The sequence below is a fragment of the Acinetobacter sp. AB03 genome, from assembly GCF_058107045.1.
On record NZ_JBUEBA010000002.1, the window covers coordinates 1562357 to 1579469 of the forward strand.

The following is a 17113-nucleotide window of genomic DNA, read 5'->3' on the forward strand; positions in this document are numbered from 1 at the left end:
TATGCTGAGAACTGATAGCAAGCTGTACTTGTACAGTGAAGTGGCTGATACCATGCTTCCAGGAAAAGTCTCTAAGCTTCAGTTACATAGGAATCGTACCCGAAACCGACACAGGTGGTCAGGTCGAGTAGACCAAAGCGCTTGAGAGAACTCTGCTGAAGGAACTAGGCAAAATGGTACCGTAACTTCGGGAGAAGGTACGCTGCCGACGGTGATAGGATTTACTCCTTGAGCTATTGGCAGCCACAGAAACCAGGCCCCTGCAACTGTTTATTAAAAACATAGCACTCTGCAAACACGAAAGTGGACGTATAGGGTGTGATGCCTGCCCGGTGCTGGAAGGTTAATTGATGGGGTTAGCGTAAGCGAAGCTCTTGATCGAAGCCCCAGTAAACGGCGGCCGTAACTATAACGGTCCTAAGGTAGCGAAATTCCTTGTCGGGTAAGTTCCGACCTGCACGAATGGCATAATGATGGGGGCGCTGTCTCCAGCAGAGACTCAGTGAAATCGAATTCGCCGTGAAGATGCGGTGTACCCGCGGCTAGACGGAAAGACCCCGTGAACCTTTACTGCAGCTTGACATTGAACTTTGATCTTACTTGTGTAGGATAGGTGGGAGGCTTTGAAACCGAGACGCTAGTTTCGGTGGAGCCAATCTTGAAATACCACCCTGGTAATATTGAGGTTCTAACTCTGTCCCGTTATCCGGGACGAGGACCATGTCTGGTGGGTAGTTTGACTGGGGCGGTCTCCTCCTAAAGAGTAACGGAGGAGTACGAAGGTGCGCTCAGCGTGGTCGGAAATCACGCGTAGAGTATAAAGGCAAAAGCGCGCTTAACTGCGAGACCCACAAGTCGAGCAGGTACGAAAGTAGGTCTTAGTGATCCGGTGGTTCTGTATGGAAGGGCCATCGCTCAACGGATAAAAGGTACTCTGGGGATAACAGGCTGATACCGCCCAAGAGTTCATATCGACGGCGGTGTTTGGCACCTCGATGTCGGCTCATCTCATCCTGGGGCTGAAGCAGGTCCCAAGGGTATGGCTGTTCGCCATTTAAAGAGGTACGCGAGCTGGGTTTAGAACGTCGTGAGACAGTTCGGTCCCTATCTACCGTGGGCGTTGGAAATTTGAGAGGATCTGCTCCTAGTACGAGAGGACCAGAGTGGACGAACCTCTGGTGTACCGGTTGTGACGCCAGTCGCATCGCCGGGTAGCTATGTTCGGAAGGGATAACCGCTGAAAGCATCTAAGCGGGAAGCCTACCTCAAGATAAGATTTCCCTAGGACTTTATGTCCTCTAAAGAGCCGTTGAAGACTACGACGTTGATAGGTTGGATGTGGAAGCATAGTGATATGTGAAGCTGACCAATACTAATTGCTCGTGAGGCTTGACTATACAACACCCAAACAGTTGGTGTTGTGGTTCAAATCACTGCAAACAACTTGATTTAGTTATAAAGCTAGATAAGCAGAGGGGGATTTTTTATGCTGAAAATATTAAAAATTAGGGAAATAAGAAGATTGGCTAAAACATAGCCTCTAAAATTTAATAAGGAAAAATAAGAAGAAGTAATCAGATGAAAAGAGCCGGAAATAAGCTATCTATAAGGGCTTAAATGGCAAAAAAGCCAGCATTTCTGGCTTTTATGTCTTATTTATAAGAGGTTATAGAGCACCTTTTAAGTTTTCTTGATGTGCTTTAACCTGTTTGGCATATTTCTTTCCTTGACGTTTCATTTTCCAGCTCGAATGGTAGCCTGTTGGACCAACATTATAATAAGCCAAAGCTTTGGGCCAACTTTCTGCTTTTTGGTTATAGTTAGCGAGAATATAAGTGCCACAATTAATATTATTAATTTCTTCAAATAAATCGCCAGGGCAGGTTTGTTGCCAATAGCGCGGGATAACTTGGGTAAGTCCAATAGCACCAGCAGGGGAAACAGCATAATTTCTATAGCTGGACTCTTGTCTTATGACCGCCGCAACTAGTAATGGATCGACATTATAGCGATCGGCACTTTGTACAATCATGGGTGCAATACGTAGTGCTGTAGTTGGTTCAACAGCATATGCCTTTTGAATGCCATTGGCTAATTTTGCTGAACGCTTTTCAACGGAACCGCCACCAAGTGATGCACAACCAGTAAATATTAAAAAAGTTGTTGTTAAAACTAAAACAGATTTAGCTTTAATATGAGATGTTGGCAAGTATCGTTGATAATTCAGCAAACTGTATATCCATTGGTATAATGTCTGAGAAGATCATATTGAGCTGTGCAATTACAGTCAAGTTGAGACAGAAGGGACTATTTTATGGTTTTGTTAAATCCGTACTTTATTTAAGCTAAATAGAGGTGATTAATCGAAATCCTAGATTTTATGCTGTGAGTAGACCCGCTTGCAAAGATAGTTTTGTCATATAAACCCATCGTATTTAGCTTCTTTATAGGTGATTGCATGGACAAGTCAAAGAAATTCCTCTTGCTTATAGCAAATAGCCTAAGCAGTATCTACATTGGTAAGACTTGCTATTCTCCAAATATTAAGTTTGAAATTATGAGGATATAAGGCCTAATGTAAAGACATGACTGAGGACTTATAAAAAGTTTCAAATTTCAAAAAAGGGTATTTCTCACATATGGAAAACAGTATTGAATATTTGTTTTATGATGCTCATCGATAATGTTTAAAAATAGAGTGGAGATACATAAAAAATGGCTTTGTTGCACAAAGCTATTCTTGAAGGCTTCTTCAGCAATATAATTTCCAGATGAAGAAGCCTGCACCTAAAATCTACCGTACAACCAATTGGTCCTCGTATAACCAAGCTTTAATCAAGCGTGGGAATATTTCAATCTGGTTTGATCCGAAGACCCAATGGTATGCACAACCACAAGGCAAGCACGGACGAAATCAAACTTATTCCGATACAGCGATTCAATGCTGTTTAATGATCAAATCTCTATTCCGTCTTTCTTTACGTATGGTCACTGGCTTTGCTCAAAGCCTGATTACCTGATTAAACTCAGTGGCTTGAATTGGACAGCACCAGATTACTCCACCCTCTGCAGACGACAAAAGCATATTGATATTGCGATAAGCTATCAGAAAAGTCGTGATGGGTTACACCTACTCGTCGACTCTACAGGTTTAAAATTTTTAGGTGAAGGCGAATGGAAGCGTAAGAAACATCAGCCTGAATACCGTCGGCAATGGCGTAAACTGCATATTGCTATAGATGCTGAAACACTGCAAATACGTGCCGTTCAGCTTACGACAAATAATGTCAGTGATTCACAAGTACTAGGTGATTTACTGGATCAAATCCCACTAGATGAGCGAATAGATTCTGTCTATACCGATGGGGCGTACGACACGAAGTGCTGCAGACAATTGATTGCAGATCGTCAAGCACATGCAGTAATTCCACCAGAAAGAATGCCAAGCCCTGGAAAGATTCTAAAATCAGTTCAATAGAACGAAATGAGTTACTTCAAACGGTTAAACATTTAGGCAGAACCCTATGGAAAAAATGGTCGGGCTATCACCGTCGCAGTTTGGTGGAAACCAAGATGCATTGCATCAAATTATTAGGAGATAAGCTGACTGCAAGACATTTTCAAAGTCAGGTCAATGAAATTCATGCGCGTGTGGCAGTTCTGAATAGATTTACGGAATTAGGTAGACCTCACACCCAAGTTGTCACTTAAATTTGAATGGATTGGGGAAAACTCAGCTTTTGAATGTTTATGCAACAAAGCCATAAAAAATTAAAAACATTTATCTAATATTAAATTTACTCAATAAATCTAAATTCTGTGATAGCGATACGTTTTTTGAAGCCCAACAAATAAGTTCAGCCGTTGTTAGATAGCATGAATCTAAGTCCAACGCTTTCTTATTTACATTACTTTCAATGTGAAGCCATGATTCTTTATTTAGAGAAACCATGGCTTCAACATGTCCGAAAGGGATGTTTTAATTTATTTCAATTCGCTTGATGACTTTCCGAGTTCACGGCGCGCGATGATGAGTTGCTGAATTTGTTGCGTACCTTCAAAAATATCTAGAATTTTAGAATCTCTTGCCCATTTTTCTAAAAGCTCATCTTCGTTGTAACCGACTGTTGATGCAAGTTCGACGCACTTAAGGGTGATTTCATTACAAATTCGACCAGCTTTGGCTTTGGAGATAGAGGCTTCTTTTGAGTTTGGCTTTTTGTTATCTGCCATCCAGGCGGCTTTTAAGGTCAGTAAACGAGCCGCTTCCCATTCGGCTTCCATGCGATAAATTTGGCTCGCAATATAAGTCGTCTGTAAGTATGGGGCCATATATTGAGGATCTAAACAATCGCTGAAGATCTCTTTAATCCGTTCTAGCGAGGCCTTGGCACAGCCTATAGCCATGGCTGCAACGAGCGGACGGGTATTATCAAAAGTTTCCATCACGCCAGCAAAGCCTTTAGCAATGTCAATTTCCGCATTTCCCAGTAGGTTATTTGCTGGCACTCGGCAGTCGATGAAACGAATAACTGCGGTATCAGAGGCTCTGATTCCTAGTTTATGTTCTAAACGTTCTACTGTCATGCCAGGAGTCCTTTTAGGAATCACAAAAGATTTGATCGCTGAACGGCCTAATTTTTTATCCAGCGTTGCCCAAACGACGATAGCGTCAGCACGCTCTCCTGAAGTCACGAAAATCTTTTCACCATTTAAGATGTAATCTTCACCATCTTTTATTGCTGTGGTGCGAATCGCGGCTGAGTCCGAACCACAGTTTGGTTCAGTGATTGCCATGGCTGCCCATGTGTTTTTGAAAAGCTCTAACTGCTCTTCATTGGCAACAGCTGCAATTGCTGAGTTTCCCAACCCTTGGCGGGGCATTGATAGAAGTAAAGCGGTGTCTCCATAACACATTTCAATTACACTTAAAGCGGTAGAGAGATTCACTCCATTTTTATTGCCTTGTTCATTGGTGCCCCGCTTACCGATAGCAGCACCCACGTTCATACCTTCACCGCCTTCATTCATACCATCGACCAAAGATGCCAACATATCCAGTTCTTTAGGATAGCTGTGTTCAGCTTTGTCGTATTTTCGGGAGATAGGGCGAAGTACATTGATGGCCACTTGGTGGGCTTGATCAATCAGTAATTTAAATTTTTTAGGGTTTTGTAAATTCATGCCAGTTTTCCTTTTTATTATGCATGTAGACCAGAGTGAACAATCGCTGTTGCACGTAAATCACGATACCAACGCTCAACAGGGTGTTCTTTGGTGAATCCGTGCCCACCTAAAATCTGTACACCATCGGTGCCAATTTTCATGGCTTTTTCGGCACAAAGTAAGCGTGCTAAATAGGCTTCACGGTGAAATGTCTGCCCAGATTCAGCTAGACTTGCGGCATTTAGAATGAGCATACGCATGGCATCAATTTCGATGGACATATCGGCAATCATAAATGCAACACTTTGACGGTGAGAAATTGGTTCACCAAAGGCGGTACGTTCATTGGCATATTCAATACAATATTTTTTGACCGCTTCACATGTGCCGACCGCCATTGCACACCACATTAAATTGCCGAGGTCTAAAAATGCCGTGTAGTTGAAATCTTCATCACCTAAGCGTAAAGCAGGGGTTTGATTAAAAATTAAAGTTGCTGTTTCCGTTGCTTTGAGTCCCATAGCGGGAGATTTTTTAAACTGAATACTTTCATCCCGTCTGAGAATAAAAACTTCAGCTTGGCCATTAAGTTCAGCACTGACAAGGAAAATATCTGCACTTTCAGCCAATAGTACCAGTGTCTTTTCACCTTGAATAAAATATTGACCATCACATGAAATGGCTTTGGTTTTTAACAGGTAAGGATTAAAAGCAGGCGTAACTTCTTGAATTGCAAAGCTAGCGCGAATGCTACTGTCTTGCACAAAACTATTTAAATATAAAGCTTGTACTTGCTCAGAACCCCATTGTGTAATGGCATTAATTACACTAAAGGTAGAGAGCATACCCGCGGCTAAACTAAAATCACCTTTGGCCAGATGCTCTGCAATAAGTATATTGCTCAAAATATTTTTCTCAGCAGCGACACCACCAAGCGCCTCAGGCAAAGCATAAAAGTTCAGACCTAGCTCTTCAATATATTGCCAAAGTTCTGTTGGAAAAGTTTCATTTTGATCGGCACTTGCGGCTAACGGGTAAAGTATATCGGCGGCAAACTGTGACATGGTGTCGATGGCCATTTGCTGATCTTCTGAATAGCTCAGATCAAATAATGATTTTTCTTGATTGTTGAGTCGCTGTTTATGCAGATCCTTATTGGCTTTAAAGGCTTTTTGTGTTTTTGATAAAGTCTTATAGGCCGCTTTTGAGCCTTGATATAGCGATTTCTCCACAAATTTTCTAAGCTTTAATTGGTCAAGTACGTCGCTACTTGCCATTTTTGTGATCAGTGATAAGCCAAATCCCTGCGCCTTATTTACCATATTTGTCATTATTTTCATCCAGCAGAATTATTCTGTGGTTTTATGCTGACATAGCGGCATACGAATAACTATGTCATGACTGACATGATGTATTGTCAAAGATAAACGGTATGTGGTGTATTTTAAATTATTCTAATATTTTGTTTTTTAGATTTTTTATTGAATCGTTTGGAATTGAAATGATGGATCAATTGACCAAAATGACGCAATGTCATTTTGGTCAATGAGCCTTTAGATAAATTTTTTGACCATTGCACGAACATTGGTTTTCGCTTCAATCACAGTCATAAAGGTATAAGCACCAATGAATTTACGGCTGATAAACATAAACTCTTTGGGTGGAACACTGAAATAACGAGATGCCATAGACTTAGAAGCTTGTTGCATTACACGGCTATGAAGTTGGCTTGCTTTCCAGTCATAAGCAAAGTGTTCATCCATAACACCAGCAGGTAAGTCTGGGTTGTTGCTTGGGCTGCTGAATGCTTCAGTTGCAAGTAAGAAGACTTTAGCCATATCCGGTTTAATGCTTTGAGGGATAGAGTCGAAAAACTCATAGCCTGTCATTGCTTGAACCATTTCTTCACTACTATGATTAAACCCAGCATGAATGAGCTTACGTGCAACGCCAAGTAAGTGTTCATCAAACTGTCGGATTGCGCCAAAATCAAGCAGAACGATTTTATCCAAGATGTCATTGCCATTGCCTAAGCGAACGAGGTAATTACCAAAGTTCGGGTCGGTCTGCATTTCACCCCATTCAAAAATCTCGCGTACCGCAATTTCAAGTGATGCTTCGCCAAGTTTGTTGCGACGTTCTTGCGGCAGAGACAGCATGACAGGGCTGTTAATCGGCACGCCACGTTCAAATGTCATACACAATACTTGGTCTGTGCAGTAGCCATCTATAATTTGCGGAACGATGTAGCGTGGGTCTTCTTTTAAGCGAGCGGCAAAACGGCGTGTAGTTGCAGCCTCAATTTTATAATTCACTTCACGGTGCATCATCTCACGAACTTCATCGAACCATTGGTCGAACTCGCGTGTTTGCGGAACCATTCGTGTCAGTTTAAGCATGTTTTTGAACAGACTCATGTCTGAGTCAATGGCTTCAGCAACGCCAGGATATTGAATTTTCAATACCATCTCTAAACCATCAGACTTACGCGTTGCACGGTGGACTTGTGCCAGTGATGCAGTGCCCAGTGGCTCATGATCGATGGTTAAATCATCTAGTTTAGAACCCAACTGGCTGTGCAGTTGCTGTTTAATCGCAGGCCACGCTAAAGCGACCGTTTGATTATTTAAAGTATTTAAGGCTTGCGTGATTTCTTCAGGTAGAAAGTGTTCACCATAAAGCGCCATCATTTGGCCAATTTTGACGATAGAACCTTTAAGTTTGCCTATTTCAGAAACAAGATAATCGGCCTGTTCTTTCATTGCTTTTTTGCGTTTCTTTTCTTTTTCTTCTTCGCTAGAAAACATAGTTGTCGCATTAGAAGCAGCCCAACGTGTTCCAGCAAGCAACGAAGCTTTGGCAATCGATAAACGACGATCCATAGAGGAGGTTTTCAGTTGTTTAAGCTTATCGTTGTGATCTGACATAATTCAGTAAAATCCTTTCATCAGCAAGGGCAGCATTTTAGATTGTAACGGATAATATCGTGTATTCACGTATTAAAAAAGTTCAACTTGCTGAATCTCGAGTTAAAAAAGGCCATAAGTGTTAAGCAACCATCTAAATACAGCCTAATCGGGATTGTTACATACGAAATTTTACTTTAAGTGTGTTTTTCTGAATCAATTCATCTTTATGCGTTTGTATGTGTTGCAGGATCATCTCTTGTACCGGTTGGTGCATAAATCCATGTGCATAACCTTTAACAATGATGATGCTTGGTAGACTAAAAAAGAAGTATCGAGCATCTTCAATGGTTGCACATTCATAGATCCCTTGCTGCTGTAACAGTTTCTGAAAGAAAGCTTTTTCAGTGTCGACATGATTGTTTTCAGTGTCATTCCAATAGCGTTCACGCATCGCCATTAAGTTGTTGTGTTTATAACTCATAAGTTTGGGGAATATTGGCAGAAGAACTCACTTTATAATAAGGCTGTTTGATCAGGTTTCAATGCAAAGCCTGTGAGTTCATGTAAAAAGCTGTGTGGTGGAAATTTTATAGAGGGCTAGTATGTTCATACAAAATAGGATGTTATATTAAAGCGCTGCAGCACGTAGATGTTGTGAATGACTAGATTAAAAAATGAATGAAGAAAATTTGCTTTGGGGAAAGGAATTGAAACAAATATTTAGTGCGTTGCTTGTTGTGGGATTATTAAGTGGTTCAGCCTATGCAATGGGCCCAACTAAAAAATATGAAGGATGCATGAAGCAAACTGGCAATGTGTTGAGTGAAATTGATGCATGCATGAGTAAAGAATATAAAGCACAAAAGAAACGCTTAAAGAAAGTATTTAAGCCGTATTTAGCGAAGGCTCCTGCAGAAGAGCAAGGACTGGTTAAACAGTCTCATCAGCAATGGCTGGCGCAGCGTGATCAGATTTGTAATAACAAACCTATCGTGAAAAATGAAAAGACTGAATTACAGCGTATTTCGTGTCTGATGCAAATGACGCAAACCCGTGCAGATATGTATGAAGCACGTACAGGCCGTATAAGCAAATAAGAGCAAAGCGTATGAAAATGTGTTTGCTGTGCATCAAAACATTATAAATCATAGAAAAACAGGGTATCATAAGGCGTTTTTATTATGACCTTGGAGACGCCTTTAGTGGATCGCCCGACTATTAGCCCTGAACATATACAGGAAGCCGCTGAAAACTTAAGCACAATTCGTGATTTTATCCGTTTTGGAGTGACAGCATTACGTCAATACGATGCACATTTAGGTCAAGGTACAGAAGACTATTTTGCTGAAAGCTCAGCATTGGTTTTACAAACTTTATCTTTAGATTGGAATGCGGATGCTGAAATCTTAGAGTCGAAGCTACTACCAAGCGAAAAGACAGAAGTTTTAAGCTTATTAGAACGTCGTATTAATGAAAAAGTACCGACTTCGTATTTGCTTAATTTGGCCTATTTTGATGGCAAACCATATTATGTCGATGAACGAGTACTGATTCCACGTTCACCGATTGCAGAATTGATTCAAAACCGTTTTGCGCCTTATTGCTTAGGTGAAAATGGACAAATGGGTGAGGCAGTCAATAACTTGCCAGAAAACCCGAATCCAAAAACGCCACAACGTATTTTAGATATGTGTACGGGCTCAGGTTGTATCGCGATTGCTTTGGCTTATGCCTACCCAGATGCCGAAGTAGATGCAACGGATATTTCTAAAGAAGCTTTAGAAGTGGCTCAAATTAACTCGGAACACCACGACAAACAGTATCAAGTGGCTTTACTTGAGTCTGACCTGTTCTCCAAAATTCCTGCTGAAAATCAATATGATCTTATCGTGTCGAACCCACCTTATGTGGACGCTGAAGACATGGCAGATTTACCTGAAGAATTCCACCATGAACCAGAATTGGCTCTGGCAGCAGGTCAAGATGGCTTAGATTTGGTTCGTAAAATGTTAGCTCAAGCGCCAGATTACTTAACTGAAGATGGTCTCATCGTGATTGAAGTGGGTAATTCTGAATGGGCAATGCGCCAAAACTTTAATACTGTTGATTTTTACTGGTTACAGTTCCAAAAAGGCGGTACAGGAATCTTTGCATTGACCGCTGCTCAATGCCGTCAATTCCGTGATTTATTCATTCAATCTGTTCAAGCATAAAAGGAGTCGTTAGACATGGCAGGTAATAGTATAGGGCAACTCTTCCGTGTAACGACTTGTGGTGAATCTCATGGTGTAGGCTTAATGGCGATTGTGGATGGTATTCCACCGGGCCTTGAGCTTACAGCAGACGATTTACAAAAAGATTTAGACCGTCGTAAGCCGGGCACTTCTAAATTTGCGACGCAGCGCAAAGAACCTGATGAAGTTGAAATCATTTCAGGTGTGTTTGAAGGTAAAACAACAGGCACACCAATTGGTTTATTGATCCGTAACACCGATCAAAAATCCAAAGATTACGGCAATATTGCACAAAGCTTCCGTCCGGGACATGCAGACTATACTTATACACAAAAGTACGGTTTCCGTGATTACCGTGGCGGTGGTCGTTCAAGTGCGCGTGAAACAGCTATGCGTGTGGCTGCGGGTGCAATTGCGAAAAAATACTTGGCTGAAAAGTTTGGTATTTTAATTCGTGGTCATGTGACCCAAATTGGGACTGAAATTGCGGAAAAATTGGATTGGAATGAAGTACCTAATAATCCATTTTTCTGTGGCGATGTCGATGCCGTACCGCGTTTTGAAGCACTGGTGACTTCATTGCGTGAACAAGGTACCAGTTGCGGCGCAAAGCTTGAAATTTTGGCTGAAAAAGTGCCTGTAGGTTGGGGTGAGCCTGTTTTTGACCGTCTAGATGCTGACATTGCCCATGCCATGATGTCTATTAACGCGGTCAAAGGGGTTGAGATTGGTGATGGTTTTGCCGTTGCTGGTCAGTTTGGACATGAGAGCCGTGATGAGTTAACCACTGATGGCTTCCTTGCGAACCATGCAGGGGGTATCTTGGGCGGTATTTCGAGTGGTCAAACCATTCGTGTGGCCATTGCTCTTAAACCAACAGCATCTATTACCACACCGGGTAAAACCATCAATATTAATCGTGAAGATACTGACGTATTAACTAAAGGTCGTCATGACCCTTGTGTGGGTGTGCGTGCGGCTCCGATTGCAGAAGCAATGCTTGCGATTGTTTTAATGGATCACTTTCTGCGTCATCGTGCTCAAAATGCAGACGTCGTTGCACCATTTGTACCGATTGAATACTAGAAAATTCTCTTTATATTTAAGAGAATAGACATTAAAGTCAGACTTCGGTCTGACTTTTTTTATTTGCGTATGAAAGCTAATCTTAAATGTAAGAAAAGAGTTGTTGGCATATTATGCACGTTATGGTTATCACGATACTCAGAAAACGGCATCTTACCTATTAAGTGCCAATGTAGGACAACCTTTGATTCATCTTCATTTGCTCTTACTGAGTAAACAAATTTAGAGTTCGAGTCTTTCTCATTTCTGAAAGAAATCATCAATAACACAGAATAATTGGGTATGAGCCGTATATGGCACAAGGAACATAAGGGCTAGCGTCGTAAGTTTAGTGTGTTAACTCAACGAATGGCTCTAGACCTTCTCTTGTTCAAGTCAACTTTTTATCCGCGATTCGGGTTAAGTCATTTAGATATTTGATTTTTTTAAATAAGAAGGAATGGGGATGAATAAAAAATAAGCACAGTCAGAAGAGGCACCATTATATTTTTATCATTACTCACAGTTTTGGTTATTTCATTGTGGATATACGGCTATGACAGTATGCATGACCCTGAAAAAGTCAAAGCACGCTTATATGCTTGTGGAAAATTTGGTGATCAGCACATGCTCATTGATAAGTAGTATTTATATTATGGCAGAGTGACTTATCAAGGTGTGAATTATTGGGGAAAAAATATCGAAGAAGAACACGAGGCCAAAGGCTGTGATGATCAAATCCAAAGTATTGATTTGACAGTGAAATGGCCCGAAATGACAGCATCTAGAGAAGGCTTTAGACTAGGTTCTGAGTTTAAAAATGATATCACAATCGCATTAAACCAACGTTCCGCTTGGAAAGAGAAATGGGGTAATAAAGACTTCTTTAATTATTTTGGTTATTTAAAAATCAAATTAAGAAAAGGAATGTTTTCTTCTGGTGGAGAAGAAGTGAGTGAAATATGGATAGATGAAACAAAAACATTTAACTCAGATTTGGGACTCTACGAAATAGACGTAAAAAGTGATGACGGTGTTGGAAAAAAGGTGTATTGGCAGGAGCGTAAAGGTAAAGGGGTAAGCCTAACCATTAAGTGTCTTTATTTTAAGGATGGGGCAACAAGTTGTGAATTTAATACACATCAGCCCAATTATGGATTTAATACGAGTTATATCACTATAGACTTTCACAGTGAGCTACTGCCACATTGGCAAGAAATTTATCAAGATGCAGAACAACTCATTCATTCTTTTAATACAGGAGAGAAATAGAATGAAGCATCTTAAGATGTATAAATCATCACTATTAAAAATGTTTAGATGATCTTAGATAGCGCTAATGTCCGACAGCATGCGTCCTCTTTTGAAGCAAAAGATAGTCATGTTAGCCAGTATAGTGCAACGCTTGTCCTAAGCTGAGGTTGTACTCTATAAAAATAAACGAAAGATAATACTTTAAGAGCAGTTTCCAATTGGGTGATTACATGGTATATAAATTGCTCATAGAATAATAAGCATTATTGCAGGAGAGAAATGTTCTGCATTCGCCGAAGGAGCAACGACCCCGGAAACTCTCAGGCAAAAGGACTGTAATAATGAAAAAACTCTGGAGAGAAGTGTTCAATCACTCACCGAAGGGGATGGTTTAAAACGTCATGGGATGTTTTAGATCGAAGCTCTCAGGTACACATGACAGATGGGGTTGACATCAAACAATAAAAAGGAGGTGTCTATGTGTCATGTCGTTGTCATTGGTGCTGGAATTACAGGCGTCACAACTGCGTATGAATTAAGTCAACTGGGTTATCAAGTGACAGTTGTGGATCGGCATTTATTTCCAGCCATGGAAACTTCTTTTGCAAATGGTGGACAACTGTCTGCATGCAATGCGGAAGTTTGGAACCAAAAATCGACAGTGCTGAAAGGCATGAAATGGATGTCTCAAAAATCTGCTCCTTTATTGCTCAATCCTGCGTTTAGTGTACATAAATATGCATGGCTGATGGAATTTTTGGGCAATATTAAACATTATGAGGCCAATACCCACGAAACAGTACGTTTGGCTTTATTGGCTCGTCAACGCTTGTTCGAAATTGCGGATAAAGAGTCAATCGACTTCAATTTAGAAAAACGTGGTATTTTGCATTTTTATCATAATAAACAAGATTATGACGTTGCCATCCGAGTCAATGATTTACTCAATAAAGGTGGACTTGAACGTTGCGGCGTAAGCAATGAAGAAATTAAGCAAATTGAGCCGACATTGACCGGCGATTATTATGCTGGATTTTATTGTGAAGGTGATGCGACCGGTGATATTCATAAGTACACGACGGGTTTGGCTGAAGTCACCAAAAAGTTAGGTGTGAAGTATCGTTTTGGTATGGATGTGACAGATATCGAACATTTAACTTCAGGTGTTGAAGTGAAGTTACAACCCAGTTCAGAAAATGTTGAACTGCTTCCAAATGAAGTGGAAATGTTGGCTGCCGATGCTGTTGTGGTTTGTGCTGGGGTGGGTAGCTATCAATTGGCTGAATTGGTCCAAGAACGCGTCAATGTTTATCCTGTAAAGGGATATTCGATTACGGTGATGTTAAATGACGAAGAGAGTCAGCAAAATGCGCCGTGGGTGAGTTTGCTGGATGAAAGCGCGAAGATTGTAACTTCACGTTTAGGTAAAGATCGTTTCCGTGTTGCGGGTACTGCTGAGTTTAATGGCTATAACCGTGATATCCGTGCAGATCGGATACAACCTCTGGTTGACTGGACCAATCGGAACTTTAAAGTTTCGACAGAGCATGCAGTCCCTTGGGCGGGTCTTCGCCCTATGATGCCGAATATGATGCCTGTAGTTCGCCGTGGAAAGCTAGAACGTGTGTTCTTTAATACAGGACATGGGCACTTAGGTTGGACGCTATCAGCGGCAACTGCGGCAATGATTAGTCAGGAAGTCGCGACAGCGTATCCTGTTTAATTCGAGTGCACCCTTGGAGGGATAAAAACAAGCTTGCTTTGAGCTTGTTTTTATCATTTTTGTGCAATGATGTTATAATTCTGCCTTAATTTCAAAAGATTGCTCACAAACGAATACTTTAAACTTGAGCAAAAATAAGTAGTATGGTTTCAAGCAATTGATGACTAATGTGAAGGTGGATAATGATTAACATGAAAATGGCTTTGGTGGTTTTAGCTTCTGCAACGATGCTGTCGCTTGCTGCGTGTAGTGACAAAAAACAAGAGACTGAACAAACGTCAGTGGAAAGTTCAGCAACTGAGACACCAGTGACCAATATTGAAGTTAGTCCAGAGATGATTGATGCTGCACCTTTAGAGTCTGAAGAAGCAGATGCATCAGCACCAGCGGCAGCGTCTGAAGCAAAATAAGTCCAGAGATAAAAAAAGCCTTCCGATGTGGAGGCTTTTTTTAATGGGTGAGAGTGATATCAGCATTTAATCGTAAATATCTAGATTCAGGATATAAATCAAAAAATTATATTGAAACCATAACGAACAATCGATAGAGTTTATTTAGTAAATATTGTCAATCTGTAATACTTTTCATTAATGCATCCTTCGCAAGCAAATAGACAGTAGAAAACATGATGTTTAATCATAACTCATGTAAAAATAAGGAAATATTTTGTACGCAGTTAAGCTCACAAAAGTCTCGTTGAATTTTAAACAGCATGGCCGAGCATTTTTGATTGTTGCTACGGTGATTTTTGTCTGCTGTTTGCTTGGGATATTCACTCGACCGATTGCATATTTCGCTTATTTTTGGCCAGCTAATGCAGTATTGATCGGCTTATTTTTACGGTTAAGCCACTCAGAAATGTCGGTGGTTGGTTGGGCGCATTTATTGGTTATATGTCGGCAGACTTAGTCACAGGGAATCATCTTGAGCTGACGTTGGCTTTAACAATCGCCAATTTTATGACGGTAGGCGTGTCTTTATTCTTTATCCATTATTTACAAATTGACTATCGTGCATATAACAAAGGCTTAAATTTTCTTTATCTTTTCTTGGTTTGTGTTTTTCTTGGGTGTTTTTCCAGCGCGATATTTGCCGTTGCGGTCGTTCCGTATATGCCACACACCTTTATGAGCACGCAAGACCTGTGGGCTGAGTTTTATATTTGGTGGACAGGGGAAGTGCTAAATTGTATTTCACTTTTACCCCTCATGTTGACCTTTCCTGCAGCGAAGAAATTAAAGTATCTTTGGAATAACCGTAGACAGTGCGAAACTCAGTTTGTCGATGTTTTACCCTTACTCTCAGTTTTAATTTCTGTGGCATGTACTCATCTGTTCTTTGGCCCTGGTGCTTTACTTTTCCCTTTAGCAGGGCTGATTTGGGCGGCTTTGAGTTACAACTTATTTTATGTGAGTATCATTAACAGTTTGGTTTGTTTTGTGACGTATCATAGTTTAACGACCTATTATATTTCACGTACAGCAGATAACTTCTTGGCCACTTCTATTTCGGTGAGTATAGGGCTGTGCATGTTGATGATTGCACCTTTACTTTTATGTATTGTGAGCCGTAATCGTCATGATCTATATAAAGAAGTGCTCTATCTAGCCAACCACGATCCCTTAACTCATGTGGGAAATCGCCGTTTTTTCTTCACTCAAACTGAAAAATTATTGAAGGAAAATCTGGTTAAGTCGATGACTATTATTGTATTAGATATTGATCATTTCAAGAAAATGAACGATCAATATGGTCACTATATTGGTGATGTATTGCTACAAAGTTTTGCCACGACGGTAAAAAGTAATTTACGTGAGCAGGATTTATTTGCACGTATGGGCGGTGAAGAATTTGTGGTGGTGCTAAATAATACCACTGAAATTGAATCGCAAATCATTGCAGAACGTATCTGCCGTGCTGTCGCTACTTCAAAAACGCAAGTGGCGCATGCGGTTTTGAGTATGACGGTGAGTCTTGGTGTGGTGCACCAAGTTCTACCAACGAAAAATAGCCTACAGAGCTTGTTAAATCGCGCTGATCGGGCGTTATATCAAGCCAAAACTTTAGGACGCAATCAAGTACAACTTGCCTCATAGGTTAAAATTTAGTAAAAGTATAAAACAATAAAAACTATAGATACTTGGATAAAAATGAATTTTTCTGAATACCTTCGTTATGATGGGCTGGGTTTAGCTGAGTTGGTTGCACAAAAACAAATCCATCCCGCTGAATTATTACAAATTGCAATTGAGCGTAGCCAACAAACCAATCCTGCTTTAAATGCGATTATTATTCCGATGCATGATTATGCCAAGAACAGAGCGCAAAATGCATTGTCTGGCCCATTTGCTGGGGTGCCATTTTTAGTAAAGGATTTATTTCAAGAATATGCAGGTTATCCAACATCTTATGGATGCCAAGCATTTAAACGTACGGGCCATATTGCAGAACATAATGCAGAAATTGTAAACCGTTGGGAAAACACAGGCATTTTAACTTTTGGGCGTACCAATACCCCTGAGTTTGGTATCAAAGGCATTACAGAATCAGATGCTTGGGGAGCCTGTCATAATCCTTGGAATTTAAAACATAACAGTGGTGGTTCATCGGGTGGTTCCGCTTCTGCGGTGGCCGCAGGAATTGTTCCCATTGCGGGTGCGGGAGATGGCGGTGGATCGATTCGAATTCCTGCATCGTATTGTGGTTTATTTGGTTTAAAACCAAGTCGTGGACGTACGCCGTGGGGCCCAGATATGAGTGAA

General features: G+C 40.8%; 13 protein-coding genes, 2 pseudogenes, 1 riboswitch and 2 other annotated features. Of the genes and pseudogenes, 10 read left to right on the forward strand and 5 right to left on the reverse strand.

Annotated elements, in window-relative coordinates:
* Window positions 1-140 precede the first annotated feature (140 nt).
* Window positions 141-502: a sequence feature (23S ribosomal RNA rRNA prediction is too short), on the forward strand.
* A 9-nt stretch (window positions 503-511) separates the two neighbouring features.
* Window positions 512-1384, forward strand: a sequence feature (23S ribosomal RNA rRNA prediction is too short).
* Between the two features lie 282 nt (window positions 1385-1666).
* A complete protein-coding gene (locus ACY3FQ_RS07960) occupies window positions 1667-2230 on the reverse strand; it encodes a lytic transglycosylase domain-containing protein (RefSeq protein ID WP_126036612.1) in 564 nt (187 codons plus the stop codon).
* Window positions 2231-2771: 541 nt separating this feature from the next.
* Here ACY3FQ_RS07960 and ACY3FQ_RS07965 point away from each other — a divergent pair.
* Window positions 2772-3020, forward strand: coding sequence for a transposase (locus ACY3FQ_RS07965; protein WP_489773814.1), 249 nt, complete (start codon window positions 2772-2774; stop codon window positions 3018-3020).
* Window positions 2942-3711 (forward strand): annotated as a pseudogene (locus ACY3FQ_RS07970) (IS5 family transposase). Before ACY3FQ_RS07965 ends, ACY3FQ_RS07970 begins: the two are co-directional and overlap by 79 nt.
* Before the next feature lie 273 nt (window positions 3712-3984).
* Here ACY3FQ_RS07970 and ACY3FQ_RS07975 read toward each other — a convergent pair.
* The 4 genes from ACY3FQ_RS07975 to ACY3FQ_RS07990 all read right to left on the reverse strand — a co-directional run bounded on the left by ACY3FQ_RS07975 (window position 3985) and on the right by ACY3FQ_RS07990 (window position 8556).
* The gene (locus ACY3FQ_RS07975) at window positions 3985-5184 is read right to left on the reverse strand and encodes an acyl-CoA dehydrogenase family protein (RefSeq protein WP_489773815.1); all 1200 of its coding nucleotides are present in this window, start codon (window positions 5182-5184) and stop codon (window positions 3985-3987) included.
* Between the two features lie 17 nt (window positions 5185-5201).
* Entirely contained in the window at window positions 5202-6497 is a 1296-nt protein-coding gene (locus tag ACY3FQ_RS07980) for an acyl-CoA dehydrogenase family protein (protein ID WP_489773816.1), read from the reverse strand.
* A gap of 222 nt (window positions 6498-6719) precedes the next feature.
* Window positions 6720-8093 (reverse strand): ABC1 kinase family protein, encoded by a 1374-nt coding sequence (locus ACY3FQ_RS07985; protein WP_004693012.1) that lies wholly within the window; start codon window positions 8091-8093, stop codon window positions 6720-6722.
* A 157-nt stretch (window positions 8094-8250) separates the two neighbouring features.
* Window positions 8251-8556, reverse strand: a complete 306-nt coding sequence (locus tag ACY3FQ_RS07990) for a hypothetical protein (protein ID WP_201706538.1) — start codon at window positions 8554-8556, stop codon at window positions 8251-8253.
* Window positions 8557-8749: 193 nt separating this feature from the next.
* Here ACY3FQ_RS07990 and ACY3FQ_RS07995 point away from each other — a divergent pair, with 193 nt between their 5' ends.
* The 8 genes and pseudogenes from ACY3FQ_RS07995 to ACY3FQ_RS08030 form a co-directional block, all read left to right on the forward strand.
* Window positions 8750-9172, forward strand: a complete 423-nt coding sequence (locus tag ACY3FQ_RS07995) for a lysozyme inhibitor LprI family protein (RefSeq protein WP_489773817.1) — start codon at window positions 8750-8752, stop codon at window positions 9170-9172.
* Window positions 9173-9277: 105 nt separating this feature from the next.
* Entirely contained in the window at window positions 9278-10288 is a 1011-nt protein-coding gene (gene prmB, locus ACY3FQ_RS08000; RefSeq protein ID WP_010326759.1) for a 50S ribosomal protein L3 N(5)-glutamine methyltransferase, read from the forward strand.
* A gap of 15 nt (window positions 10289-10303) precedes the next feature.
* On the forward strand, window positions 10304-11395 hold the full coding sequence (aroC, locus tag ACY3FQ_RS08005; RefSeq protein WP_004693021.1) for a chorismate synthase: 1092 nt from the start codon (window positions 10304-10306) through the stop codon (window positions 11393-11395).
* Window positions 11396-12037: 642 nt separating this feature from the next.
* Window positions 12038-12646: a hypothetical protein gene (locus ACY3FQ_RS08010; RefSeq protein WP_489773818.1), complete on the forward strand. Its 609-nt coding sequence runs from the start codon at window positions 12038-12040 to the stop codon at window positions 12644-12646.
* 241 nt (window positions 12647-12887) lie between these two features.
* Window positions 12888-12974, forward strand: a riboswitch (glycine riboswitch).
* Between the two features lie 132 nt (window positions 12975-13106).
* Window positions 13107-14351 (forward strand): D-amino acid dehydrogenase, encoded by a 1245-nt coding sequence (locus tag ACY3FQ_RS08015; RefSeq protein ID WP_279741078.1) that lies wholly within the window; start codon window positions 13107-13109, stop codon window positions 14349-14351.
* A 182-nt stretch (window positions 14352-14533) separates the two neighbouring features.
* Window positions 14534-14761, forward strand: coding sequence for a hypothetical protein (locus tag ACY3FQ_RS08020; RefSeq protein ID WP_279666505.1), 228 nt, complete (start codon window positions 14534-14536; stop codon window positions 14759-14761).
* Between the two features lie 256 nt (window positions 14762-15017).
* A pseudogene (locus tag ACY3FQ_RS08025) lies at window positions 15018-16447 on the forward strand (GGDEF domain-containing protein).
* Between the two features lie 54 nt (window positions 16448-16501).
* Window positions 16502-17113 (forward strand): amidase (locus ACY3FQ_RS08030; RefSeq protein WP_489773819.1); only part of this gene is annotated, 612 nt, incomplete at its 3' end.

Excerpts from the sequence above, each read along its gene's own strand:
- ACY3FQ_RS07965 (WP_489773814.1), top strand. The coding sequence starts at position 2,772 with ATGAAGAAGCCTGCACCTAAAATCTACCGTACAACCAATTGGTCCTCG.
- ACY3FQ_RS07975 (WP_489773815.1), bottom strand. The coding sequence starts at position 5,184 with ATGAATTTACAAAACCCTAAAAAATTTAAATTACTGATTGATCAAGCC.
- ACY3FQ_RS07980 (WP_489773816.1), bottom strand. The coding sequence starts at position 6,497 with ATGACAAATATGGTAAATAAGGCGCAGGGATTTGGCTTATCACTGATC.
- ACY3FQ_RS07985 (WP_004693012.1), bottom strand. The coding sequence starts at position 8,093 with ATGTCAGATCACAACGATAAGCTTAAACAACTGAAAACCTCCTCTATG.
- ACY3FQ_RS07990 (WP_201706538.1), bottom strand. The coding sequence starts at position 8,556 with ATGAGTTATAAACACAACAACTTAATGGCGATGCGTGAACGCTATTGG.
- ACY3FQ_RS07995 (WP_489773817.1), top strand. The coding sequence starts at position 8,750 with ATGAATGAAGAAAATTTGCTTTGGGGAAAGGAATTGAAACAAATATTT.
- aroC (WP_004693021.1), top strand. The coding sequence starts at position 10,304 with ATGGCAGGTAATAGTATAGGGCAACTCTTCCGTGTAACGACTTGTGGT.
- ACY3FQ_RS08015 (WP_279741078.1), top strand. The coding sequence starts at position 13,107 with ATGTGTCATGTCGTTGTCATTGGTGCTGGAATTACAGGCGTCACAACT.
- ACY3FQ_RS08020 (WP_279666505.1), top strand. The coding sequence starts at position 14,534 with ATGATTAACATGAAAATGGCTTTGGTGGTTTTAGCTTCTGCAACGATG.